We start from the raw sequence: 23,263 nt of genomic DNA, 5'->3' as shown, positions 1-23,263 counted from the left end.
AAAACCTTAAAATAGTTTTGTAGGAGATATGTTTTTTTGGGCGTGTCCTTGTGGGCATTTCGCTTGCACTCATGCCCACAAGGTCGGCGTGTTTCGGGCTACGCTATCGCTTCGGTGCTTTGCTTCGCTGCGCACCGTGCTAACGCACGCCCTTCGCATGCCTCACGCAAGAGATCTCTGAAACTATCGTTTCTCTGTATTATTTTATGCAAAGTTTTAGCTTGTAAGTGATTGTACTTCAATCTTAAACAAGGTAAAGACATCATTGCACAGGTCATCTGCGTGAGGGATACGAAGCATGCCGTTAGGCAGTGCGAAGCGTTAGCGTAGCACCGTAGCGAAGCGTAGTGCGTAGTAGCCCGACCCGAGCATTAGCGAGGGGCACGCCCAAAAAAAAATCAATTAAAAAGGAATCTTCTCTATCTTTTTGAGCACCCATTTTTTAATTGGAATTCCATTCTCTCTTATGGTTACCTGTCTGTATCCCAAAGAAATACCAATACACAGATACATATTTACTCAGGATATAACAAGTACTTTTTACGCTTTTGTTGATATTTGTACAACTTATCTTGCCATGAAAAGATAATTTCTTTGGGCTGCTTTTCGGCTATGATATCAGCTTTTATCTTGTCTGTACCACATAGTTTAATAAAAGAAGGTTGAAAAAAATCGGGACGTTTGCCACTATTTTGATAAAACAACCTAAGCAGTTCTAAACTTAATTCAAAACACTCATTTGCTTGGGCAGGGGGCGTGTTTAGGTTGACACCTTTACAAGTCTGTAATTCAAAAGGGGGATGTGTAGCCATACCTTTTATGCTCACAGGAGTAAAATAAACAGTATCTAAATCATACAAGCCACGTAAGTACAACAGCGTTCGGTTGCTTACATAAGGCGCTCCTAAAAATAAAAAAGGCTTGTACGTACCTCTACCTACACTTACATTGACACCTTCAAACCAGCACACATAAGGATACCATCTTGCTGTTTTTAGGTCAGGAATATTCGGAGAGGGCTTTATCCACTTTAAGCCTGTTTCTTCCCAAGGCATGGAATGATGCCATTTTTTCATTAAAATTAACTTCAATTTACATTGTAGTCCATTTTTTAACCACCTCTCTCCATTAACCATATTTGCATATTCTGCCACAGTTAAGCCGTGTAAAATGGGAATTTCATGCTTTCCGACAAAAGAACTGAACTCTCTTTCCAATACAGGACCTGCTACAATATCCCCATTAGGATTAGGTCTGTCCAATACCCAAACTTCTTTATCTTGCTCTGCTGCAGCTTCCATAACCAAGCTTAAAGTAGAAATGTAAGTGTAAAACCGCGCACCTATATCTTGAATGTCAAACAAAATCACATCAATGTTGGCAAGCATTTCGGGAGTAGGTTTTAAAATTTTTCCAAATAGAGAATAAATAATAATTCCTGTTTTAGCGTCTATGCCATCTTTAATTTGTGCTCCTGCATCAGCATCTCCCCTAAATCCATGTTCAGGAGCAAAAATAGCTGTTACTTGGCAACCTACTTTGAGTAAGGTATCTACTAAATGCGTATTTCCTACCACAGAAGTTTGATTGACCACTAAGCCCAGCTTTTTACCTTTCAAATCCTCCAAGTGTTCTCTTAATAAAATAGATGCACCAATTTCTACACCTTGACTAAATGCCAAGCCTCTTAATATCACTATCAAAAGTAAGATATTCTTCACTTTACAAAACTATGAAAAACTGTCCGATGCAAAACTATCCCTAAAAGCAAGAGAGTTGTTAAAAATTTTAGTAAAACTTTGACCTGAAATTCGTTTTGAATAAAGCGTATATTTGCAAGCATGTTTAGCCATTTTATTGAGGAACTTACTTGGCGGGGGCTTATTCACGATAAGGTAGAGGGCGTACATGAACATTTATCTAATCAAATGGTTACGGGATATATTGGTTTTGATCCCACAGCAGTTAGTTTGCATGTAGGTTCGCTTTTGCCCATTATGGTATTAGTACGTTTTCAGCGAGCTGGGCACAAGCCGATTGTTATCATAGGGGGAGGTACAGGAATGATTGGCGACCCAAGCGGAAAATCCACAGAAAGGCAACTTTTAGACCCAAACACGCTTGAAAAAAACGTTCAGGGGCTACAAAAACAGCTTGCTCAATATCTTGACTTTGAAAACGGTAAAAATAAAGCAGAATTGCTCAATAATGTGGATTGGTTAGGAAAAATGTCTATGATTGAATTTTTGAGAGATGTAGGTAAGTTTTTTAGAGTTAACGTTATGCTGACTAAGGATAGTGTAAAAAAGCGTATAGAATCAGAAACGGGAATTAGTTATACTGAATTCAGCTACCAATTGCTACAAGCTTACGATTTTGAATATCTGTATCGTACTAAAAACTGCACTTTACAAATGGGGGCAAGCGACCAATGGGGCAATATAACCGCAGGGATAGACTATATTCATTACAAATATGGGCATTCTGCCAAAGTTTTTGGGCTTACTTTTCCTCTTGTAACTAAATCCGATGGTACCAAATTCGGCAAATCAGAAAAAGGAAATATTTGGCTTGATGCTACTTTGACTACACCCTACCAATTTTATCAATTTTGGTTACGCCTTCCTGATGATGTAGCACCAAAATTTCTTCGCTATTACACTTTTTTAGACCAATCCACAATAAACGAACTACAAAACGAGCACAATAAAGCTCCGCATTTGCGGATTATGCAGCATACTTTGGCTGAACAAGTTACAGAATTCGTACACGGTAAAGAAGCACTTAAGCTTGCCCAACGTACTACTCAAGCTTTGTTCAGTAAAAATATTCAAGAAGCTTTTGCAGGACTTTCGGATGAAGAAATTGACCTTGTTTTATCAGGAGCGGACAGTGTAACTATCTCTAAAACGCAGCTTGAAGCAGGAATACCTGTATTAGATGCAATTGTGATGGCAGGACTAAAAGAAAGCAAGGGCGAAGCACGAAAATTGATACAAGGTAATGGTTTTAGCGTCAATAAAGTCAAGTGGAACCAACCTAACGCCGTTTTGACCAAATCGCATTTACTACAAGGTAAGTTTATTTTGCTGCAATCAGGTAAAAGTGATATTGTAGTATTGAAAGTAGAAGAAGGTCAAACTCCTGCTACGTGAAGCAAAGTGCTTACGAATTTCTATTTTGATTTTTAATTTTATATTTTGGGCGTGCCCCTTGCTGACGCAAGGGTCGGGGCATTCCGCACTACGCTTCGCTTCGGTACTTCGCTGCGCTTCGTACTGCCTAACGGCATGCTCCATGCCCCTCACGCAGATGACCTGTGCAGTTATGTCTTTACCTTGTTTAAGCTTGAAGTACAAGTACTTACAAGCTAAAACTTGGTATATGAAACAAAGAAACGATAGTTTCAGAGATCCTTGCGTGAGGCATGCGAAGGGCGTGCGTCAGCACGGTGCGGAGCGAAGCGTAGCACCGAAGCGATAGCGTAGCCCGTAGCACGCCGACCTTGCCCATACAAAGCGCAAGCGAAGTATGGGCAAGGGCACGCCCAAAAAAATATCATATCTCAATTAAACAAAACTACTTTTTTGCTACCTTTGTCCAAAAACTCTTTGTCCCCTGCAAAATGAAAGATAATTTTGCTCACCTATCCCAAAATAAAATTCTACTCTTAGTTTTTGCAAGCATACAAACTACTTATGTTATATTGAGCATACACTTTCCTTTCTTCTGGGACGCAACGTATCATTCACAAGTAGCCCTGCACATTTATGAACAAAATTTTTTGACGATATTCCCCGAACCTAATACCGATGCGGGTCATCCTACACTTTTTAATCTTTACCTCGCCTTTGGATGGCGCATTTTGGGTAAATCCATAGAGGTAAGTCATCTACTGCAACTACCGTTCGCATGGCTGTATGTGTATTTTACCTATCAATTGATAAAAAAATACGTGCCCTTAACTTGGCAATGGGTAGCAATTTTACTACTGTGCCTAGAAGCTACACTTACTGCACAAATCATGAGCTTAAATGTAGATATTCCTTTACTTAGCGGTTTTTTTATGGCACTTTATGGGATAGATAGACAAAAAAACAAATGGATTATCATAGGCACAACTTTTTTGAGCCTTTTGTCTATTCGAGGTTGGATTATGAGCTTTGCACTCTTTGCCATAGACCTGCATTACAATCAGTGGAATATAAAAAAATACTACCTATACTTGAAAAGATACTTTTTATTTGGTTTTTGCATAGTGATATGGTTAATAGCTCATAAAATTTATACAAAAAATTGGTTTGCTTCGCCTATTTATCAGTCTAATTTTTGTTTTGTTGTAATTCCTAAAAATATAGTTGTATTTTTCTTTCGGTTGTTGGATGTAGGCAGATTGGTCCTATGGCTCGTTGTGCTATGGCTTATTTTCAAAGAGCGAAACCGCATTTTACGGATCTTCAATTTTGAACATTTTTTACTTTATAGTGCAGTTATTACTTTGATAACTTTCTTTATTTGCTTTGTACCTGTAACTAATCCTATCGGTCATAGGTACTTTATGGTTGTATACGTGTTGGTTATTATTTGGGCTGTACAAATGAGTAGTAAATATTTCAAAAAATGGCACTTAGCACCCATAGGAATTTGCTTTGTTATAGGACATATTTGGATTTATCCTGCACCGATTGCAAACGGCTGGGATGCTTCGCTAGCCCATATAAGTTATTTTTCTTTGAAAAAGAAAATTTGGGATTATATGCAGTTGCAAGGTATACCTTTCAATCAAGTTTACACTTACCCACCTCTGCATAAGTCTGCTTACATCACGGATTTAGACACTCATAAAACCGAAAATTTACCTTTGCTAAATAAAGAAAACTTTGAGAAAGCCCACTTCATCTTGTATAGCAATATTTCAAACCATTTTAACCGCCCAGAGTTAGAAAAAATAAAAACCCAATATATACGCTTGTACGAAGTCAAAAAAGGCTTAGTAGAATGTGCTATTTACCAAAAGAATAAAAATTTTTATCAGAAGTAGGAATGCAGTGGATTACATTTCAGGTAATTCATCAAGGGGTTCAATAGCACCGAAGCCTATTCCTGTACTGTTTCCTATTCCGACATTCCAAGCAAATTCAATCTGCTCTGGGGTACCTTCTACTTTAACGGGACATTGATTGACCTTAATTTGTATGTTTTTATGAGTCACTAAGCGTGTTTTTGCACTTGGATAATCTTTTACAAAACTTACTTTTACTTCTGGATCTAGACCTGCTTTTTTTAGCTTATTTTGTAATGTTTCTGTTAGAAACGTATCGGATTCAGGGTTGTCATAAGTAAAGTAGACGGTTTTGTTATTTATGTACCGTTTGACTAATATCGGTGAAATTGTCCTAAAAATTTGGCTTGTTCCGAATTGAGGGGGCTCTTCTACCCATACTTGCTTAGCCTTCATACCATAAAATCCGTAGTGGTCGTTAAAAATACCTACCATGATACGATTGATTATATCACTTTCCCAAGCACTAATGACCCACTTAGCGCCTTCGGGAAAATCTAAATAGGACTTTTCAAGGTTGTATTCCACCTTTTTTATGACTTTTACTTTACCTTGCAGCCAAGAAAAAGAATAAAGCGCTAATTTTTCACCATGTTTTTCGTTATTACCCCCTAACCATTGATGAAAACGGCGTATTAAAAGGTCTATGTAATTAAAGTCTACGGGCTGCTTGTTAGGAGAAAACTGGATGCTAATTCTCATAAACAGATTTTAGTGCGTAAATTTAGTTAATTTTTGCCAACTTGAACGCCTATTTTAGTTGATAAACCTTCTCTTTGTGAGAAAGCACATGATATCGTTCTGCGGCTTTACACCACATAATTGTTTCTTTTGAACCTATAACTAAATAGCTTCTCGGTTTTGTGCAATTAGCTAGTTTTTCAACTACTTGGTTTTGTAGTTTCTGGTTAAAGTAGATAAGTACATTTCTACAAAACACGATATCGTACTGCTGATTATGTTCATCTCTGACAAGGTCAAATTTTTCATATACTACATTTTTGAGTAAGCTTTTATAGAAAAAGAATTTGTCACTGTGCTTGACACAATACTTTTCAATAGGATAAAGGGGCTGGTAAGCGTTGTAATTTTCCATGAATAAGTCCCAATTACGTATGTGATATTCTGCTTTTCTCGCTTGTTCTAAAACTTTTTCATTGATGTCGGTAGCCCAAAAGTAAGATTTTTCTAGGACATTAGCTTCGGAAAGCAGGATAATCATGCTAAGCACCTCTTCTCCCGTGGAACAGGCTGTGTGCCATACATCAATGCGAGGTTTATGAATAAGATTAGGTAGTACTTGGCTGCGAATAAACTGCCAAGTGCTAGGATCGCGAAAAAACTCTGTGGTATTTACAGTAATCTGGCATACTACTTCTTTGATATCTAATTTTTTATTTTGTATTTGCTCTAACAATTTTTCTATACTTGTCAATTGATATAGACTTAAAATTCTTATCAACCTGCGTTTGAGAGAAGACAAAGCATAATTTTCAAAGTCATATCCGTAATTTTGTTTGACTTGATGTGCAAAATATTTTACCTCACTTTCTGGTAAATCTTCTATCATACTCACTTTTATGAATGCTTTTGGATCAATGAAATAAGTGTAGGAATAATTTTTTCAGGTGGTAGAACATATTGTATAGGTACATTTTCAATAGCCGATTGAGTCATTGTTTGTACAGTGCAAGTGGCGGGGTCTTGGACAATAGTTATGCCCCCTTGTTGGTGAATAGCCTGCATTCCTTCGGTGCCGTCTGTGTTTGCGCCTGAGAGTAAAATTCCAATCGTTTTATCTCCAAAAACTAGAGCTGTACTGATGAATAATACATCAATTGAAGGGCGAGAATACCGAACTGATTCTGCTACACTGTATGCAAAAGTATAATCATAATCTACTAAAAGATGGTAGTTCGCAGGAGCAAGATAAATAGAATTCGGTTTAATTTTATCTTTGTCTTGAGGTTCTATCACAGGAATATTAGTTTTTAAGTTTAGTGCTTCCACAAAACCATGCCGTATATTTTTGAGTCTATGCATACAAAAAACAATCGGAATAGGAAAGTTTTTAGGTATTTGTGTAAGCAGTATGTTGCTTACAGGAAAACTACCTGCAGAACCACCTATTACAATTATTCGGTCTATATTCATATTTTATCTTCTTATTTCTTTCTATAAATTTTATCCTCAAAAGAAAGCGCCTCAAACTTGTTGCAAATGAGATACCTATCCAAATTTTCTATGTAACCTAAAATTAGCAAGCCACCTTTTTTAAGTTTTTCGGTAAGTTCAGTTAGATGTTTATTTCCCGTTTCAATGTCCCAATAAATCAATTGATTTCTGTACCAAATAATATCATATTCTGCAAGATCGGCAAAATAAAATGTTTGTAAATCTTGTAAGTAAAAACTTACTTTTTGTTTTAGATAGCTTTTTACAGTGGCTACATTGTCTGTAATATCAAAATAATCCGTCAGAGGAGCATGGGAGATTTTAGATTCTTGATAAAGTTTTGTAGCATTTTGAACGCTCTTTAGTGTATAAGAGCCTCTTTGAGCTTGCGCAAGAATATTTTGGCATACTTCCGTAGCCGTTATCATCACTTTGCCTATTAAATTGACTTCATGCAGAAATATAAGTAAAGAATATAGCTCTTCACCACTTGAAATGTGCGGATAAAAAATATATATTTGATTTTGTGTTTCATAGATTTTAAGGTGATTTTTAAGCTGAAGCCACAAAGAACTATCTCTAAAAAATTCCGTTTGGCTAACACAAATCATTTCCTTGCAGTTGTATGCTAAGTCAGGGTTGTTTTTCAAAAGCTGAAAGAAGTCTTTGACGTTGTTGAGTTTGTAATGATGGATTATTTTTTGTAGCAAAATAGACAAATGAATGGTTCTTAAACCTTGAAGTGATATTTGATACTCAAAAAGGATGTCTAAAAAGTTTTTTACATCATCAGTAGAAACTTGAAGGTATTTCATGCTATCGGCAAATATAAGGTAAAAGTTTTGATACTAATGTTTTTTTTGCAATTTAGCGTATCAATTGGCACTACTCATGAATTACCTGCGCAAAAAAAGTGTGAGTTCTTTGCAAGAGACTAAAGAAAGCAAAGGATTAGCAAAGCACCTTACAGTTATAGATATCACTGCTTTTGGAATTGCAGCTATTATAGGTGCAGGGATTTTTAGCACTATTGGTAAAGCTAGTGCAGATGGGGGTCCTGCAATAACCTTGCTATTTGTTTTTACAGCAATAGCATGTAGTTTTTCTGCTTTTTGTTATGCAGAATTTGCTTCTATAGTGCCTGTTTCAGGCAGTGCATATACGTATGCATACGTAGCATTTGGAGAAATTATAGCTTGGATTATTGGCTGGGACCTAATCATGGAGTATGCAATTGGAAACATTGTAGTGGCTGTTTCATGGTCAGAATACTTTGTTTCTTTGTGGAACAATCTTTCGGATAATGTATTTCACTGGGGCTACTTTCCTAAATGGCTATGTACAGATTATTACACAGGATTGAAAAATGGAGTAGATAAAATAGCCCCTACCATAGCAGGATTTCCTATTATGTTTAACTTGCCTGCATCTCTCATCACACTTGGAATTACATGGCTAACTTATAAAGGTATCAAAGAAAGTCGAACAGGCAGCAATATTTTTGTGATAATTAAATTAGCTGTAATTTTTATGGTGATTGTGCTGGGAAGTTTTTATGTAAAACCTGAAAATTGGGTACCTTTCCTCCCTGAGGGTATGTCAGGAGTACTCAAAGGAATATCAGCTATTTTCTTTGCATACATTGGTTTTGATGCTATTTCAACTACTGCAGAAGAATGCAAAAACCCTCAAAAGGACTTACCCAAAGGTATTATTTTTTCTTTGATAATATGCACAATTTTGTATGTGCTTATAACTTTAGTTATTACGGGAATGGTTAACTACAAAGAGCTGCGTGTAGCTGACCCTTTAGCTTATGTGTTTGAAAAAATTCATGCTCCTGCTTGGATCTCCATGGTTATCAGCATTAGTGCCGTAGTAGCTATGGCATCAGTGTTATTAGTTTTTCAGCTAGGACAGCCAAGAATATGGCTAGCCATGAGTAGAGATGGATTACTTCCAAAAGCTTTTGGAAAAATTCATCCAAAGTATCAAACCCCAAGTTTTTCCACTATTTTGACAGGCTTAATTGTAGGAGTTCCATCTACACTATTTATAGATGCTAATTTAATAACAGACCTAACCAGCATAGGAACTTTGTTTGCTTTTGTTTTAGTTAGTGGCGGCGTAGCCGTACTGCAAGTTGCACAACCTGATTTAGAACGAAAGTTCAAAGTACCTTTTGTGCCTGCCAAATACTCTTTACCTATTATCTCACTTTTGATTGTATTTATCATCATTATATTCAGCAGTGAAGATGTCTACACCATTCTAAAAAACATTTTTATTAACGAAAATGGAGGTATTGTTATAGGTAGAGTAGTTTTTGTTGTGTTGTGGTTAGTTTTAATTGGGCTCTCTTTCAAATTTAATTTCAGTTTAATTCCCTTGTTAGGTGTACTTACCTCAGCCTTTATGATGTTAGAACTGAGTGCTACTACTTGGTATGGATTTTTTATATGGTTATTGATTGGGATGATAATTTACTTTGGATACAGTGCAAAAAATAGCAAACTAAATACACAAAATACAAAAAATTAAGGACTATATGTTTTTCTGTGTATTTTTACAGCCAAGATGACACCTATAAAAATTCCTTTTAATAAACCCTATTTGTGCGGAAATGAACTCAAATATATAGAGCAAGCCGTTCAATCAGGCAAAATATCAGGCGATGGAATGTTTACTAAAAAATGCCATGAGTGGTTCGAACAAAAATATCACTTCAAAAAATGTTTTCTCACTACTTCATGTACAGATGCACTAGAAATGGCGGCTATTTTAATAGACATTCAGCCAGGTGATGAAGTGATTATGCCCAGCTATACTTTTGTTAGCACGGCAAACGCATTTGTATTACGTGGGGCTAAAATTATTTTTGTAGACAGTAGCCCCAATGAACCTAATATGGACATATCTCAAATAGAACCGCTAATTACTTCTAAAACCAAAGCTATTGTAGTAGTACATTATGCAGGTGTAGCTTGTGATATGGACCCAGTTTTACAACTTGCCAGTAAGTATAATTTGTATGTTGTGGAAGATGCTGCACAAGCTATAGACAGTTACTATAAAGGAAAGCCATTGGGCAGCATTGGGCATTTGGCTGCTTTTTCCTTTCATGAGACTAAGAATATCATTTCAGGAGAAGGTGGAATGTTAGTAGTCAATGAAGATAAATTTGTTAAACGGGCAGAAATTATCCGTGAAAAAGGCACTAATCGCTCACAATTTTTTAGGGGTGAGGTAGATAAGTACGGTTGGGTAGATATAGGTTCATCTTTTTTACCTTCTGATATTATTGCCGCTTTTTTATATGCACAGTTAGAACATATTGAACCCATTCAAAAACAAAGAAAACATATATGGGAAACCTATTACGCAGACTTAAAGCCCCTTTCAGAAAAAGGATACTTTGCTTTACCTTATATTCCTGACTATGCAACAAATAACTATCACATGTTTTATATTTTATGCCGAAATCTTGAAGAACGAACTGCCTTAACGAATTATCTTAAAGGTAAGGGTATTCTAGCTGTGTTTCATTACTTACCTTTGGAGCAATCTGTTTATTACAGAAGTAAGCATGATGGCAGAATTTTACCTCATTCAAGCCGCTATGCAGATACTTTATTACGACTACCCTTGTACTATGAGCTAAATGATACAGACTTAAAATTCGTTATTGATAGCATTAAAGAATTTTTTAATGCACTGTAAATATGAATACTGAAAAACCATTGCTTTCTGTTGTAAGTCCTGTCTACAAAGCTGAAAAGATACTACCTAAACTAGTACAGCGCATAGAAAATGCAATTTTACCAATCACTCATCAGTTTGAGATTATTTTAGTGGTAGATGCTTCCCCAGATAATTCTTGGCAGGTTATTCAGGAAATAGCCCAGAAAAATGCACGTGTAAAAGGTATTTTGTTCAGTCGTAATTTTGGACAACACAGAGCGATTACTGCAGGATTAGATTATGCCCAAGGAGAGTGGATTGTAGTTATGGATTGTGATTTACAAGACCAGCCCGAAGAAATTCCACGTTTATATCAAAAAGCACTAGAAGGATATGAGGTGGTTTTAGCACGCAGACACAATAGACAAGATAATTTTTTTAAGCGTAGCTTTTCAAAGCTCTTCTACAAAACTTTATCCTTTCTCACAGGAATAAAACATGATCCTACTGTGGCTAATTTTGGAATTTATCACAAAAGAATAATTGAAGTAGTAAAAAGTATGCGAGAACACATTCGTTTTTTTCCTGTCATGATTTATTGGGCAGGATTTAGACAAACTAAAATAGACGTAGAGCATGCCCCCAGAGAGGAAGGTAAAAGTTCGTATTCCTTCAAAAAATTACTCAAACTAGCTGTAGATATTATCTTAGCTTATTCAGAAAAACCCCTAACAATCATCATCAGAATTGGATTGAGTATTTCTGCCATAGCATTTCTATTTGGGATAATTACATTAGTTCGCTACCTGCTAGGAAAAATTATTGTGCCGGGCTACACCAGCTTGATTATTTCTATATGGTTTTTTTCAGGACTAATTATTGCAGTTTTGGGAGTAGTAGGTTTGTACGTAGGTAAAACCTTTGAGGGAGTAAAACAAAGACCCCTGTATATTATTCAGGACACAACCTATACACAAGAAAAACGATAAGCAATGGATGTTATTAACTTTTTATCTTGGGATAGTGAATTTTTTGGATATAAAGTCGGTCAAATTATATTGCATACAGAAAGCATATTTTCTGAAAAATGGATAGAACATGCCCGCAAAGAAGGATACAAGCTATTATACATACGTTGTGTGCCCGAACATCCGCAAGAAAAGAAAATTGAAGGTATGGGTGGTATTTTAGTAGATGAAAAAGTTACCTTTTGTCAGCGTATTCCTCAATCTCCTTTTGAATATACTTCCTCTATAAAGTTGTATCAAGAAAAGACCCCTACTCCTCAAATTTTACAATTAGCTTTAGACAGCGGTATTTATTCCCGATTTAAAATAGACAAAAATTTTAAAAACAATGAATTTCAACGTTTATATGAAGTTTGGATTAAAAACTCTACCGAGGGAAAAATTGCTAAACATGTCATAATTTACCAAAAGGGAAATGAAACCGTAGGTTTGCTTACTTTGGGCGAGAAAAATAATCGTGCAGACATAGGCATATTAGCAGTTAATCCACAGCACAGAAGAGAAGGAGTAGGAAAACAATTAGTCCAAAAGGCATTTGAATTAAGCTTACAGATGGGGCATACCTACATTCAAGTAGTAACTCAAAAAGCTAATCAAAATGCATGTAAATTTTATGAAAAAGTAGGTTTTTCTGTCGATACAATTGAACACATTTACCATTTATGGCTATAACTTTAATTTTATTTGGCAGTAATCAATCTAAAACAGGAAGAGAAACATTGAGAATAGGTTTTTGATAAATTAAGTTTTCTATATCTGAAATTTCTTTTGGAACTGTACTGCTCAAATTTTGATGTCCAGCATCAGAAATAATAACCGTATCCGATATCTTTATTCCTGTATTCCACCACTTCACATCACAGTCTGATTTAGCAGGAATGCTGACCGCAATACTTACAGTAACAGCTTGCCTATTTTTGAAGTTAGTGTACAAACCTGATTCGGGATAACTTATTCCAATATATTGACAGACTTCCTCTTGTACATACTTTCGTAAGTCCTCCGCTTTTTTGATAATACCTAAACTCAAAAATTCATTTTTAAGCACTTGCATAGCTGCTTCGTAAGGGGCATTAAACTTTTCGTTAGCGGTGCATTTTTCCAAAGCTGCTTGATGTGCTTTGTACACAGCTTGATACAATTTTTTTTGATTGTCTGTAAATTTCAAATTACTTGGCACAGTTCTTACCACTAGACCTTGCCAACCTGCATAATTGACGCATACATTTAACTTCACCCATTCATTTTCTCGTATTTTTCTGTGATTTTCAATGTAATGAGGTATAACACTACATTCTCCTGATGCCACTTGAACAGGGTAGCCCAACCTTGCTCCATACTTTTGAGTATAGAAGTGGGCAATACTAGCTATTTCATGTTCCCATACATTTGGGCGAAGACTTTTGAGCATATCATTGAGACATATATTTGCAATTTGTGTAGCCCTTTTAATCAAAAAAAGCTCATCATCATCTTTATTTTGATGCAAAAGGCTCATAAAATCAGACAGAGAATAGACATCAGTGTTGTATTGGATAATTCTTTTCTGTAGCCCCTCCCATTCTGCTGCTGTTTTAGCTTGTAGAGATAAAAGTAAAAGTTCATTTTCTCTCAAATGCGGATAATAAGATAGTGCTGCTATCAATTCATGTTTTATATTTTGAGTAAAGTACTCAAAATTAGCATCTTGCATTTGAGTTAAGAAACGTTTGAGAATGGGATCAAAATTTACTTCCATTCCACAACGCTTTTTTATTTCTTGGGCAATTGGGGAAGTAGCGTGCTGCGGATTGAGCAAAATTTTTTGATACTTCTTACCTTCAAAATCACTTTTGAGCAAAGTAGAATGAAAAAAAACAGGTTTTATGCCACTAAATTTTTCTATCCACTCAATAGGTAAATCATAAGATAAGCCAGCCTGTTGGGAGGAGTTTCGTTCAGCGATAAACAAAAATTCAGTTTGAGTAGTTTGTTCAAAAGTTTGTGGTTCTTTGAATATAAAAAGAGTAGCGTTTTCTGCTTTATAACCTGTGAGATAGAAAAAATCAGGATCTTCAGAAAAAAAAATGGCAACACTCTTTTCAGGTAGTAATTGCCATAATTGGTTTCTCTTTTGCTTAAAAAAACGTGCTTCAGGCTTGTTCCACAGTTCAGACGAAGTGTGGACAGGCTGCGACAATAACGGTTTTTTAAATATAAAGATTAACAGTACAGCAAACGCGTACCTACAATACAGGTACATTAAACCAGCTCGTAGCCCTGTTTTTTAAGCTCTTTTAATACTTCGCTAATACCTTTTTTAGAGATAGTTTTGATAGCTCTTGCGGTAAGGCGAAGCGTAATCCATTCTCCTGTTTCAGGAATGTAGAATTTTTTTCTTTGTAGGTTAATATCAAATCTGCGTTTAGTTCTGTTGTTAGCATGCGAAACGTTATTACCTACACGAGGTTTTTTACCTGTAACGATACATTCTCTTGCCATACGACTGCAAAAGTAATACTTTTTTTCAAAATACAAGTCTTTCGGATGGTTAATTTGCAAAATCCAAATACCAAGCATATATTTGCAGTCCTTATTTTATTGGCTTATGGACCTCATCAAATTAGTAGAGAGTGAATATCTCAGAAAAGACATTCCCGCCTTTAAAGCAGGAGATACGATAAGAGTACACATTAAAATAAAAGAAGGATCCAAAGAACGTATACAACAATTTCAAGGAATTGTGATAGCACGCAGAGGTATAGGAACAGGCGCTACTTTTACAGTTAGAAAAATTTCAAACGGTGTAGGTGTAGAGCGTGTTTTTCCTTTGCATTGCCCGAGTATTGAAAAAATAGAGTTTGTGCGTGCAGGTTCAGTTCGCAGAGCTAAGCTGTACTACTTGCGTAAATTGCAAGGTAAAGCGGCTCGTATCAAAGAGGATAGAACAAAAACAGAGGAGCTTAGTCCTGCAAGCATGTAATTTTCATTTTTTATCAAAACGGTGAAAAACCTTACTTGAATGTAGTAAGGTTTTTTATTTTAATTATTTTTTTGGGCGTGCCCTTGCCCACACTTCGCTGCGCTTGTGTGGTCAAGGTCGGCGTGCTACGGGCTACGCTATCGCTTCGGTGCTTCGCTTCGCTGCGCACCGTGCTGACGCACGCCCTCCGCATGCCTCACGCAGAAAAATTTTTATAGAGCAAGATTATGAAAATTCTTGGGCGCCCCGCTTCGCGGGGCGCCCAAGATAAAAACTTTCTCCCTTACTTACTCTAACCTAATCCCTTACCCTCTAAACTTCAACAAAATAATTGCTATTTCTTAATGAATTTCTGTACAGAATTACCTAATTTAAGCCAATACATGCCCGATGGCATATTTCTAATATCCACAGGATGAGAAGTTTCTCTGCGAATAAGTTTACCTACCACATCATAAATCTCAATCGGATTTCGCTCACTAATGGGCATGATACTTTGTACTAAAATATAATCTGAACTAGGGTTGGGATAAATAGTGATACTTTTTTGACTGCTATGTTCATCATCTTGTATTTTAGTCAAATGACATAAGCCTGACCTGCAATAGTTAGTTACCACATTCCAAACCATATTTTGTACATAAGTAGCAAATGCAGGAGGAACAGTAATGCTTGGTAAAAGAGAGTTACTTAGACCCACAGGATTGGCGTTGAAAATGCATGCATAGTGTATCATACAAACCATATAAGCCCCATAGTCGTTTAGATGAACCCCATCAGTAAAAATGTAGCTAGGACTACTTACCCCAGGAACTAAATTTGCTTGAATATCATCGTAGAACCTTGCCATCATCCGATTACCAGGTATGATATACACATAAGGACACCCTGAAATTCTGTTGGCATTAGCATAGTCTTGCATAGCTTGCCATCCAAGCTCAAGACTGTCTAAAAGTTGTCTCCATCCTGAGTAAGTAGTAGGATTTTCAGGAACTCCATAACCTGACAAAAAATAAGGTGATCCATCTAAACCTCCCCAATTTGTCCATAAAAGTGTGGGTGCCCCCGTACCTCCTTTTCCATATTGCCAAGAATTATTGACAAAATAGGTTAAATGCTCCCTAGATTGGTTAGCATTGAGATTAAGCGGACCTTCCATGTTTTCAGTAATCACTAACAAGTCCCATAAATGTATGTCATCTTTTGGGCGCATATTTGCTTCATAGCAATGAACTAATGGGTCCATACCACACCAAGCTAAGGTAGTATCCCAATGGAATTTAATCCACGCTCCAGGTAAAGTAGCTCTACCGACAAAAAGTCCCCATGACATCCACGCAGGAACAGAGTTTAAACTACCGACTAAGCCATTGTACTGCCCAGGCCAAGGGTTAAATAGAGGATCTGTCAAACTATGCCCACAATGCAGTTGCTTAATATTGAAAGGATAAGCAGGTTTAGGTGGAACCGATTGTGCTATAACGTAATCTAAAAAACACGTTACAAGAGCAAGTAATAGGAAAATGAAACGTACTGCTTTTTTCATAAGAAAAACTCACAACTATACAAAAATATAAAAAATAACAATTCATGGGAAAAAGAGATAAATATGTAAATTTGCAAATATGAGACTTGTCTTTAACAATTGGCTAAGTGTTCTAGTTTTTTCTATTTGCATTACGTTTGTATCCTGTAAGGATAAAAATCAAAATACCAGCGGAGGTCAGCCAATTATTAACTTTATCACAAAGGAATTTGATTTTGGCACTATTAGCGAAGGAGAAAAAGTGCAGTATAGTTTCAAATTTGTAAATGCAGGCAACGGTGACTTGATTATCAAGAGTGCAGAAGCTTCTTGCGGCTGTACTGTACCTAAATTCTCTGATAAACCTGTACGCCCTGGCGAACAAGGTGAAATTATAGTAGAATTCAATTCAGAAGGTAAACCAGGAGCCGCAGCTAAAACAGTTACCGTTCGTTCTAACACAAATCCTGAAATCACTATCTTAACTATAAAAGGTGAAGTTATTCCTAAACCTAAAAAGTAGTGTATGCAAATTACCCCTTCACCTTATGAAAAATTAACCATAGAAACTCCTGAAAACATTCAATTAGAGTATGAGTTAGCTGCACCAGGTTCGCGATTTATGGCTTACATGATAGACTTTTTCATTTTGAACATTAGTCTAGGAGTACTATACTTTGTTCTTTTTTATGTTCTTATATATATAACTCATGAAACTGCCCGTGATATAGTTTTATACATTATTTTTTGTATTTATGGGGCTTTTTACTTGCTTAGTGGATACTTTATTCTCTTTGAAACACTATGGTCAGGACAAACTCCCGGAAAAAGGTACGTAGGTATCCGAGTTATACAGGATAACGGTTTGCCTGTAACTTTTACACAAATTGTTTTTAGAAATGTGGCTCGGTTAATAGACTGTAGTTTTCCTATTCAATATGGAATAGGAATAGCTTACATGCTTTCAGATCGCCATACTCGGCGCGTAGGCGATGTAGCAGCAAATACATTAGTAGTAAAAGATAAAAAACCTATCACATTATCCCAAGTTCTTGCACCACAGCCCATACTTAACCCTAATTTTGATGTTACACAGTTTTATGCTACCCTACCTTTTGACTATAAACAAATTACTACAACTGAACTAGCTATGATGCAAGAATTTTGGGAGATTAAAAATAAAATTTCTCAATCTCGAGCTTTAGACTTGGTTCAAATGCTGGTAAAGCCTATTCTCAAACGCCTTTCTATAGATACTTTACCACAATACAACTTTTATCAAATAGATCCAGAAACAAAAATGAATGGATACTATCTTTTTATTCGCGACGTCCTACGCGCCTATAAATATGAGGATTTATCTCCATACAAAAACAAGAAAAACTCAAAAATAAAATAAAGGATAAAGAGATAAAAAAGGAAAGTTAGAATTTCAAGATTTCGGATAATTTCCACTCTAAAAATATAAGTTCGTATGAAAGAGTCTCTTCAATCTAATCTTGTTCAAGCATGTAGATTTGTTCAGCTGCTGCTTATTTCAAAGATTCAGATTTTGGGGAAGTTAAGGGAGTTTAACAGGAATATAGCAATTCTTTTTCAGTATCAAAAGCTAATCACATGAGCAGTAGTATAAAAAAGTACCTCCATGCAGTTAGATGGTCTAATTGAAAAAGTGGTAGTCCTGAAATACTAAGAGTAAATAAAGTCTAACATTATTTGACTACTTGAATAAAAGTTCTTACTTTTGCAGCTCATTTTTGAAAAGCCATGAAAAAAGACATTCATCCTGACTATCATTTTGTTGTATTTTGGGACATGTCCAGCGATTATAAGTTCCTAACCCGATCTACAGCTACATCTCGAGAAACTATTGTTTGGGAAGATGGGAACACATACCCTGTTGTTAAAATTGATATTTCATCAAAATCCCATCCATTTTACACAGGAAAAAAGGTAATTGTAGACACTGCAGGTCGTGTAGATAAATTTCTCAAACGTTACAACAAGAAAAAATAAATCTATTGTTGGATTATTCCTTTTAGGAAAGGACAAAATGTTCTTTCCTTTATTTATTTCAAGTTATTATGTTGGTAGATAAAGAGATTCCTTTCACTCCCCTAGAAAAGTTAGGTGAGTTTGGCTTAATAGAGCGTATTGCTAAAAACTTTTTGCCGAAATATACAAATACCATCAAGGGGATTGGCGATGATGCAGCTGTATTAGCCTGTGATGAACAGTTTTACTATTTGGTTAGTACAGACATGCTTATAGAAGGGGTTCACTTTGACCTTTCTTATACTCCCTTGAAGCATTTAGGTTGGAAAGCTGTTGTAGTAAATTTATCTGATATTTATGCTATGAATGGCATTCCTACGGCAGTTACTATTGGTTTAGGTGTAAATAACCGTTTTAGTGTGGAAGCGATTGATGAGTTTTATACAGGGGTAGAATTTGCTTGCCGTACTTTTGCGGTAGATTTAGTAGGCGGAGATACTACTACTACTCGCAACAGCATGTGTATCAGTGTAACAGCAATAGGTAAAGTTGAAAAAAATCAAATAGTGTATAGAAATGGAGCACAAAAAAATGATTTAATCTGCGTTACAGGAGATTTAGGGGCAGCGTATGCAGGTCTTAGAATTTTAGAAAGAGAAAAGCAAGTATTTTTAGAAAATCCAAACATACAGCCTGATTTAGCAGAGTATGACTACGTGGTAGGTAGGCAGCTCAAGCCTCACGCTCAAGTAGAACTAATTTCTTGGTTTAGACAAAATAGCTTCAAACCTACTTCTATGATAGATATTAGTGATGGTCTAGCTTCTGAGATTTTGCATATTTGCCAACAAAGTAAAGTTGGTGCTCGCATTATGGAAGATAAAATTCCTATTGACATTCAAACTCAAAAGGTAGCTATGGAGTTTAAGATAGATACAGTTACATTTGCATTCAATGGGGGCGAGGACTACGAAATGCTATTTACTGCACCTGTAACAGCACATGATATAGTCAAAAAAATTCCGAATGTGTCTATTATTGGTTATATTACAGATTCTTCAGAAGGAGTGAATTTGCTTAGCAAACAGGGTTCATTAGTACCTATTCAAGCACAAGGGTGGAAGCACTTTTGATTCATTCAGATACAATAAGGATCTTTTTTTCTTTAGTGTGAAAATAAGCCAACCTGCCATCCTTTAAAAGTTTAGTTTTTAGCATACTTTTATCTGTATAGTTTTTGGTAAAATTATTCCATTTTTCGCGTTCAAAAGCGTACCAAGTCCCTTTGTGATAAATCAGTTTTACATTACGGGGCGCATTATTAGGTCTGTTGTATAATTTATTCTCTGTCAAAGAAAAAAATATGGCATTAGGCTGGTTGGGGCAACGAGTTTTATCTGAAGCTACGATAATAGCAGCTTCTATAGGTAAGTCAAGCTCTTCTTTTAATCTCGCACAGTATTTATCTACAGGACTGAACCATAAAATAACATTTTTATCAAATTCTCTTGCAGAGAGATTTTTTATCCACAAAATAAAGTCAATATCTGAGGGCTTAGGGTGATCCTTGCCTCGAGCCACTCCTTGGGCAAATGAGCCTACAATTCCGTAGTCTATTACTCTGTGCTCTAATTTTATTTCTCTAGCGTAGTCTTGAAGAATAGATAAAGCCTTCTTGCGCCATGCAGTATCTGTATTGAGGACATCCAGATAGTTCTGCGCAGACACATAAAATGAAAAAAAAAGATACAATAAAACCGTATAAGCCCGATATTTTAGCATATAAATACTACTACAAAGCTAAGATTTTTTAGCCAAATTAACTATGCACGCGCAACTTTATTCATCTCATCTAATAGGTACAGCAAAGAAAGTGCAGCTTCGTATCCTTTGGATATTCGGGCTTCAGCTTGGGTTATGTTAAAAGTAGTTACCATTCCATAAGTGATAGGAATACAGTATTGAATAGACAAGTCCATCAATTTTTGAGCTACTGCATGATTGATGTATTCATCGTGGTTTGTTTCCCCTTTAATAACACATCCCAAAGCCACTATTCCTGAAACAGGAAAATACGCTTTATGAAGGATATGTTTAACCATAATCGGTACTTCGTAAGCCCCAGGTACACGTGAAACCATAATTCTTTTGTCCTGTATGCCATACTCATAAAAAGCTTTTTTAGCCCCTTCAAGTAATTTCTCTGTGATAGACTTGTTCCATTCGCTATATACAATGCTAAAATATCGATGAGATAGCTCGGGAATAGATAAGCTTCTTTTTTCAAATATATGTGTTGCCATACCCACTATGACTTTTTCTTAAAACCTTCTTTACCTACAATGCTATCTATCTTATCTTGCAAAATGTTAAGGGCTTGAGGACCTCCCATTCGGTTTTTAATAGACTTGCTTTTTTCTTTTCCATCTTTTTTATCTACAAACTTAATACTAGTGTAGACTGCTACAGCATCCGCAGTAGAAGGGTCGTCATACACATCTTCCAAATTCATGTAATTAGCTTCTTGAAAAGCTTTAAGTAATTCTTGTACCTTACTTTTAGGTATTTTCTTTTCAAACTTACCTATATTGTCTACATTTCGCTTACCTTCATATTCTACCGTACCATCGCCGTAAATAGTCATCTTGTACGCAGGGCAAAATCCACGACAGGACTCTCGTTCAATAGTAATTATTAAAGTATTCTTTTTTAGTTTTTTAACCTCCTGCGCACAAGACTCTGAAAATAATAAGCACATAGTTAGTAAAGAAGTCAATACTATAACTTTCATACGGCTAAAATACAAACTTAGCTTCATCGTACAAAAAAAACTTAATTTTGCTTGTAGAATGATAGCTCAAAATTTAGCACAACTTCATCAAGAAATTCAAACGTATTTAAGGTCTTCCTCTTACACCTTAGTTGCAGTTTCTAAAAATCAACCTTTGGAAAAAATTCAACAAGCCTACCAAGCAGGACATAGACATTTTGGAGAAAACTACGTTCAAGAACTAATACAAAAATATCATCAGCTGCCTAAGGATATTCATTGGCACTGTATAGGTGCTTTACAGACTAACAAAGTTAAATACATAGCGCCGTTCATTCATCTCATTCATACCTTAGATAGAAAGTCTTTGTGCGATGAAATTCAAAAACAAGCTAAAAAATATAACCGAATAATACCTTGCTTAATCCAAGTTGCTATTTCGCCTGAAGAAACAAAAGTAGGTGGATGCCAATGGGAAGAGTTTGAAACATTGTACGAATACGCAAAAGCACAGTCAAATATCAAAATTTTAGGGCTAATGGGAATGGCATCCTTCACTCAAAATGAAGAAATTATTCGTAAGGAATTTCAAAGCCTAGCACAGTTGTACCGAAAGTATCCAGAATTTTCTATACTTTCTATGGGCATGTCTTCGGATTATTTAATTGCTTTGCAAGAAGGTGCAAATATGCTTCGAATAGGAACTAAAATTTTCGGAGAAAGAAAATGAACCTAAAAAGAAAATACTTTGCCTTGTTAGGACTATCTGGGATCGGCATAGGGTTGACTACTTCGCCTGCGTTGGTGAGCATAAGTGTAGGTATTTTAGTAGCTTCTGTGTGGATAAGCAAAAACTGGAAAACCTACCTACGAAACTTTATTCGTAATCCTTTGGCATTGGGTTTTGCTTTTTTGTTAGTGCTTCATTTCATTTCGTATTTTTATACAGAAAACATTCCCGAACTGCTCAAAGAAATTCGCATCAAATTACCTTTAATTTTGCTTCCTGTTACATTACTCAATCTTCCTAATTTGTCTTCAAAAGAAAAATACTTGGTTTGGGTTTTATTTATTTTGTCAGTTAGTTTTACGGCTTGCTTAACCTTAGCTAATTACCTATTACATTACGAAGAAATTACAGCCAATATCATTCATTCCAAAGAAGTACCGATAAAGCCTAAAATGTCTCATATCTATTACAGCATGATAGCTGCTTTTGCAGTTTGGGCATCTGTGTACGCCTATCAATATCCTGTAATTTTGTGGAAACGGATAGAGAAAAAAATTCTTTTAGCGTTGGGGCTATTCATTGCCATTTGCATGCACATTTTTACAGCTCGAACAGGCTTAGTAGCTTTATATGTATCAAGTCTTGTTTTTGCGGTGTACTACATCTTTGTACATAAAAAATATAGGTTGGGAATTATACTGTTGGGATTATTGGTTGTTGTGCCTGTGCTTAGCACTTTTGTATTCAGGGGGTTTCATGATAGAGTAGTCAATACGTATATTGATTTGAAGAAATATCAGCAAGGGCAGAATATCAGCTATCGGTCTATTTCGTTACGATTGGTGGCTTGGAAAACGGCGGGGCATATTATCAAAAAAAACTTTCTTTTTGGAGTAGGAATAGGGGACAATGAAGATGAGATGAAAAAACAGTATCAAAATGAACAGGTTAATGCTTGTCAGGAGTGTCTGTTACTCAATACTCATAATCAATTTATAGAATTTACTTTGGCTTTTGGGGTATTAGGGGGAGGTACGTTGTTATTTGTTGTTATTTATCCATTGTGGTATGCCTCATATAGAAAAAATCTACTTTTTATGCTATTTTGGACAATATGTCTGACCAGTATGCTTACCGAAGCCATTTTAGAAAGGCAAATCGGAGTTACTTTTATGACCTTTTTTACCTTTTTTATACTTAAATCGCAACCTCAAAATACGAATGAATGAATTTGACATGGACTAAAAAGTAGTTTTATTTTTTTTGGGCGTGCCCCTTGCTGACGCAAGGGTCGGGGCATTCCGCACTGCGCTTCGCTTCGGTACTTCGCTAACG

The 23,263-nt window shown here is 35.9% G+C and carries 29 protein-coding genes; 14 read left to right on the top strand and 15 right to left on the bottom strand.

The features are described 5' to 3' along the window. Positions 1-36 precede the first annotated feature (36 nt). Complete coding sequence (locus tag NZ519_02400) at positions 37-231, top strand: hypothetical protein (protein ID MCS7027592.1); 195 nt, start codon at positions 37-39, stop codon at positions 229-231. 73 nt (positions 232-304) lie between these two features. Here NZ519_02400 and NZ519_02395 read toward each other — a convergent pair whose 3' ends face one another. Both NZ519_02395 and NZ519_02390 read right to left on the bottom strand, forming a co-directional pair. After that, entirely contained in the window at positions 305-439 is a 135-nt protein-coding gene (locus NZ519_02395) for a hypothetical protein (GenBank protein ID MCS7027591.1), read from the bottom strand. A gap of 76 nt (positions 440-515) precedes the next feature. Beyond that, positions 516-1,721 carry a DUF1343 domain-containing protein gene (locus NZ519_02390; protein ID MCS7027590.1) on the bottom strand — a complete coding sequence of 402 codons (1,206 nt, stop codon included), beginning with the start codon at positions 1,719-1,721 and terminating at the stop codon, positions 516-518. 120 nt (positions 1,722-1,841) lie between these two features. Between NZ519_02390 and tyrS the strand changes: the two genes are divergently transcribed. Next, on the top strand, positions 1,842-3,155 hold the full coding sequence (tyrS, locus tag NZ519_02385; GenBank protein MCS7027589.1) for a tyrosine--tRNA ligase: 1,314 nt from the start codon (positions 1,842-1,844) through the stop codon (positions 3,153-3,155). Here the strand turns inward: tyrS and NZ519_02380 are convergent. Both NZ519_02380 and NZ519_02375 read right to left on the bottom strand, forming a co-directional pair. Then, positions 3,096-3,359 carry a hypothetical protein gene (locus tag NZ519_02380; protein ID MCS7027588.1) on the bottom strand — a complete coding sequence of 88 codons (264 nt, stop codon included), beginning with the start codon at positions 3,357-3,359 and terminating at the stop codon, positions 3,096-3,098. The genes tyrS and NZ519_02380 overlap by 60 nt on opposite strands. 47 nt (positions 3,360-3,406) lie before the next feature. Further along, positions 3,407-3,562, bottom strand: a complete 156-nt coding sequence (locus NZ519_02375; protein ID MCS7027587.1) for a hypothetical protein — start codon at positions 3,560-3,562, stop codon at positions 3,407-3,409. 63 nt (positions 3,563-3,625) lie between these two features. Here NZ519_02375 and NZ519_02370 point away from each other — a divergent pair, with 63 nt between their 5' ends. Beyond that, positions 3,626-5,041 (top strand): hypothetical protein, encoded by a 1,416-nt coding sequence (locus tag NZ519_02370; GenBank protein ID MCS7027586.1) that lies wholly within the window; start codon positions 3,626-3,628, stop codon positions 5,039-5,041. A 12-nt stretch (positions 5,042-5,053) separates the two neighbouring features. On the opposite strand, the gene cas6 is transcribed toward NZ519_02370, so the two are convergent. From cas6 to NZ519_02350, 4 genes are read right to left on the bottom strand one after another with little or no spacing between them, the layout of a single operon-like run. Beyond that, positions 5,054-5,764: a CRISPR-associated endoribonuclease Cas6 gene (gene cas6, locus NZ519_02365; protein MCS7027585.1), complete on the bottom strand. Its 711-nt coding sequence runs from the start codon at positions 5,762-5,764 to the stop codon at positions 5,054-5,056. Positions 5,765-5,813: 49 nt separating this feature from the next. Continuing rightward, positions 5,814-6,632, bottom strand: a complete 819-nt coding sequence (locus tag NZ519_02360) for a protein-glutamate O-methyltransferase CheR (GenBank protein ID MCS7027584.1) — start codon at positions 6,630-6,632, stop codon at positions 5,814-5,816. 8 nt (positions 6,633-6,640) lie between these two features. Beyond that, positions 6,641-7,216 (bottom strand): chemotaxis protein CheB, encoded by a 576-nt coding sequence (locus NZ519_02355; GenBank protein MCS7027583.1) that lies wholly within the window; start codon positions 7,214-7,216, stop codon positions 6,641-6,643. An 11-nt stretch (positions 7,217-7,227) separates the two neighbouring features. Then, positions 7,228-8,052, bottom strand: a complete 825-nt coding sequence (locus NZ519_02350; GenBank protein ID MCS7027582.1) for a hypothetical protein — start codon at positions 8,050-8,052, stop codon at positions 7,228-7,230. Positions 8,053-8,128: 76 nt separating this feature from the next. Here NZ519_02350 and NZ519_02345 point away from each other — a divergent pair, with 76 nt between their 5' ends. The 4 genes from NZ519_02345 to NZ519_02330 are packed head-to-tail and all read left to right on the top strand — an operon-like array spanning position 8,129 to position 12,618. Then, entirely contained in the window at positions 8,129-9,778 is a 1,650-nt protein-coding gene (locus tag NZ519_02345; protein MCS7027581.1) for an amino acid permease, read from the top strand. A gap of 36 nt (positions 9,779-9,814) precedes the next feature. Next, complete coding sequence (gene rffA, locus NZ519_02340) at positions 9,815-10,957, top strand: dTDP-4-amino-4,6-dideoxygalactose transaminase (protein ID MCS7027580.1); 1,143 nt, start codon at positions 9,815-9,817, stop codon at positions 10,955-10,957. Positions 10,958-10,959: 2 nt separating this feature from the next. Continuing rightward, positions 10,960-11,907: a glycosyltransferase family 2 protein gene (locus NZ519_02335; GenBank protein ID MCS7027579.1), complete on the top strand. Its 948-nt coding sequence runs from the start codon at positions 10,960-10,962 to the stop codon at positions 11,905-11,907. A 3-nt stretch (positions 11,908-11,910) separates the two neighbouring features. Then, positions 11,911-12,618 carry a GNAT family N-acetyltransferase gene (locus NZ519_02330; protein ID MCS7027578.1) on the top strand — a complete coding sequence of 236 codons (708 nt, stop codon included), beginning with the start codon at positions 11,911-11,913 and terminating at the stop codon, positions 12,616-12,618. 22 nt (positions 12,619-12,640) lie between these two features. Here NZ519_02330 and NZ519_02325 read toward each other — a convergent pair whose 3' ends face one another. Continuing rightward, positions 12,641-14,125: a M24 family metallopeptidase gene (locus NZ519_02325; GenBank protein MCS7027577.1), complete on the bottom strand. Its 1,485-nt coding sequence runs from the start codon at positions 14,123-14,125 to the stop codon at positions 12,641-12,643. Between the two features lie 62 nt (positions 14,126-14,187). Continuing rightward, positions 14,188-14,427, bottom strand: coding sequence for a 50S ribosomal protein L28 (gene rpmB / locus NZ519_02320; protein MCS7027576.1), 240 nt, complete (start codon positions 14,425-14,427; stop codon positions 14,188-14,190). A 106-nt stretch (positions 14,428-14,533) separates the two neighbouring features. Here rpmB and rplS point away from each other — a divergent pair, with 106 nt between their 5' ends. Then, positions 14,534-14,908, top strand: a complete 375-nt coding sequence (gene rplS, locus NZ519_02315) for a 50S ribosomal protein L19 (GenBank protein ID MCS7027575.1) — start codon at positions 14,534-14,536, stop codon at positions 14,906-14,908. Positions 14,909-14,939: 31 nt separating this feature from the next. On the opposite strand, the gene NZ519_02310 is transcribed toward rplS, so the two are convergent. Both NZ519_02310 and NZ519_02305 read right to left on the bottom strand, forming a co-directional pair. Then, complete coding sequence (locus tag NZ519_02310) at positions 14,940-15,101, bottom strand: hypothetical protein (GenBank protein MCS7027574.1); 162 nt, start codon at positions 15,099-15,101, stop codon at positions 14,940-14,942. Between the two features lie 141 nt (positions 15,102-15,242). Next, positions 15,243-16,454 carry a T9SS type A sorting domain-containing protein gene (locus NZ519_02305; protein MCS7027573.1) on the bottom strand — a complete coding sequence of 404 codons (1,212 nt, stop codon included), beginning with the start codon at positions 16,452-16,454 and terminating at the stop codon, positions 15,243-15,245. A 79-nt stretch (positions 16,455-16,533) separates the two neighbouring features. Between NZ519_02305 and NZ519_02300 the strand changes: the two genes are divergently transcribed. The 4 genes from NZ519_02300 (at position 16,534) to thiL (ending at position 19,561) form a co-directional block, all read left to right on the top strand. Then, complete coding sequence (locus NZ519_02300; protein ID MCS7027572.1) at positions 16,534-16,956, top strand: DUF1573 domain-containing protein; 423 nt, start codon at positions 16,534-16,536, stop codon at positions 16,954-16,956. Positions 16,957-16,959: 3 nt separating this feature from the next. Continuing rightward, entirely contained in the window at positions 16,960-17,832 is an 873-nt protein-coding gene (locus tag NZ519_02295; GenBank protein MCS7027571.1) for an RDD family protein, read from the top strand. Between the two features lie 368 nt (positions 17,833-18,200). Beyond that, positions 18,201-18,449 carry a type B 50S ribosomal protein L31 gene (locus NZ519_02290; protein MCS7027570.1) on the top strand — a complete coding sequence of 83 codons (249 nt, stop codon included), beginning with the start codon at positions 18,201-18,203 and terminating at the stop codon, positions 18,447-18,449. 68 nt (positions 18,450-18,517) lie between these two features. Further along, positions 18,518-19,561 (top strand): thiamine-phosphate kinase, encoded by a 1,044-nt coding sequence (gene thiL, locus NZ519_02285; protein MCS7027569.1) that lies wholly within the window; start codon positions 18,518-18,520, stop codon positions 19,559-19,561. A gap of 1 nt (position 19,562) precedes the next feature. Here the strand turns inward: thiL and NZ519_02280 are convergent, their stop codons facing one another. The 3 genes from NZ519_02280 to NZ519_02270 are packed head-to-tail and all read right to left on the bottom strand — an operon-like array spanning position 19,563 to position 21,219. Next, positions 19,563-20,210: a hypothetical protein gene (locus NZ519_02280; protein ID MCS7027568.1), complete on the bottom strand. Its 648-nt coding sequence runs from the start codon at positions 20,208-20,210 to the stop codon at positions 19,563-19,565. Between the two features lie 41 nt (positions 20,211-20,251). Beyond that, a complete protein-coding gene (gene ribH, locus NZ519_02275) occupies positions 20,252-20,731 on the bottom strand; it encodes a 6,7-dimethyl-8-ribityllumazine synthase (GenBank protein ID MCS7027567.1) in 480 nt (159 codons plus the stop codon). 5 nt (positions 20,732-20,736) lie between these two features. After that, positions 20,737-21,219: a DUF6438 domain-containing protein gene (locus tag NZ519_02270; GenBank protein ID MCS7027566.1), complete on the bottom strand. Its 483-nt coding sequence runs from the start codon at positions 21,217-21,219 to the stop codon at positions 20,737-20,739. A gap of 58 nt (positions 21,220-21,277) precedes the next feature. On the opposite strand from NZ519_02270, the gene NZ519_02265 reads away from it, so the two are divergent. Further along, positions 21,278-21,928, top strand: a complete 651-nt coding sequence (locus NZ519_02265; GenBank protein ID MCS7027565.1) for a YggS family pyridoxal phosphate-dependent enzyme — start codon at positions 21,278-21,280, stop codon at positions 21,926-21,928. Between the two features lie 23 nt (positions 21,929-21,951). Further along, positions 21,952-23,157 carry an O-antigen ligase family protein gene (locus NZ519_02260; protein ID MCS7027564.1) on the top strand — a complete coding sequence of 402 codons (1,206 nt, stop codon included), beginning with the start codon at positions 21,952-21,954 and terminating at the stop codon, positions 23,155-23,157. The last annotated feature ends 106 nt before the right edge of the window (positions 23,158-23,263 follow it).

The organism is Bacteroidia bacterium (assembly GCA_025056095.1).
In the GTDB taxonomy this organism is placed as follows: domain Bacteria; phylum Bacteroidota; class Bacteroidia; order JANWVE01; family JANWVE01; genus JANWVE01.
Note: the sequence above shows the minus strand (reverse complement) of the source record. Positions and strands in the feature narration are given on the sequence as shown.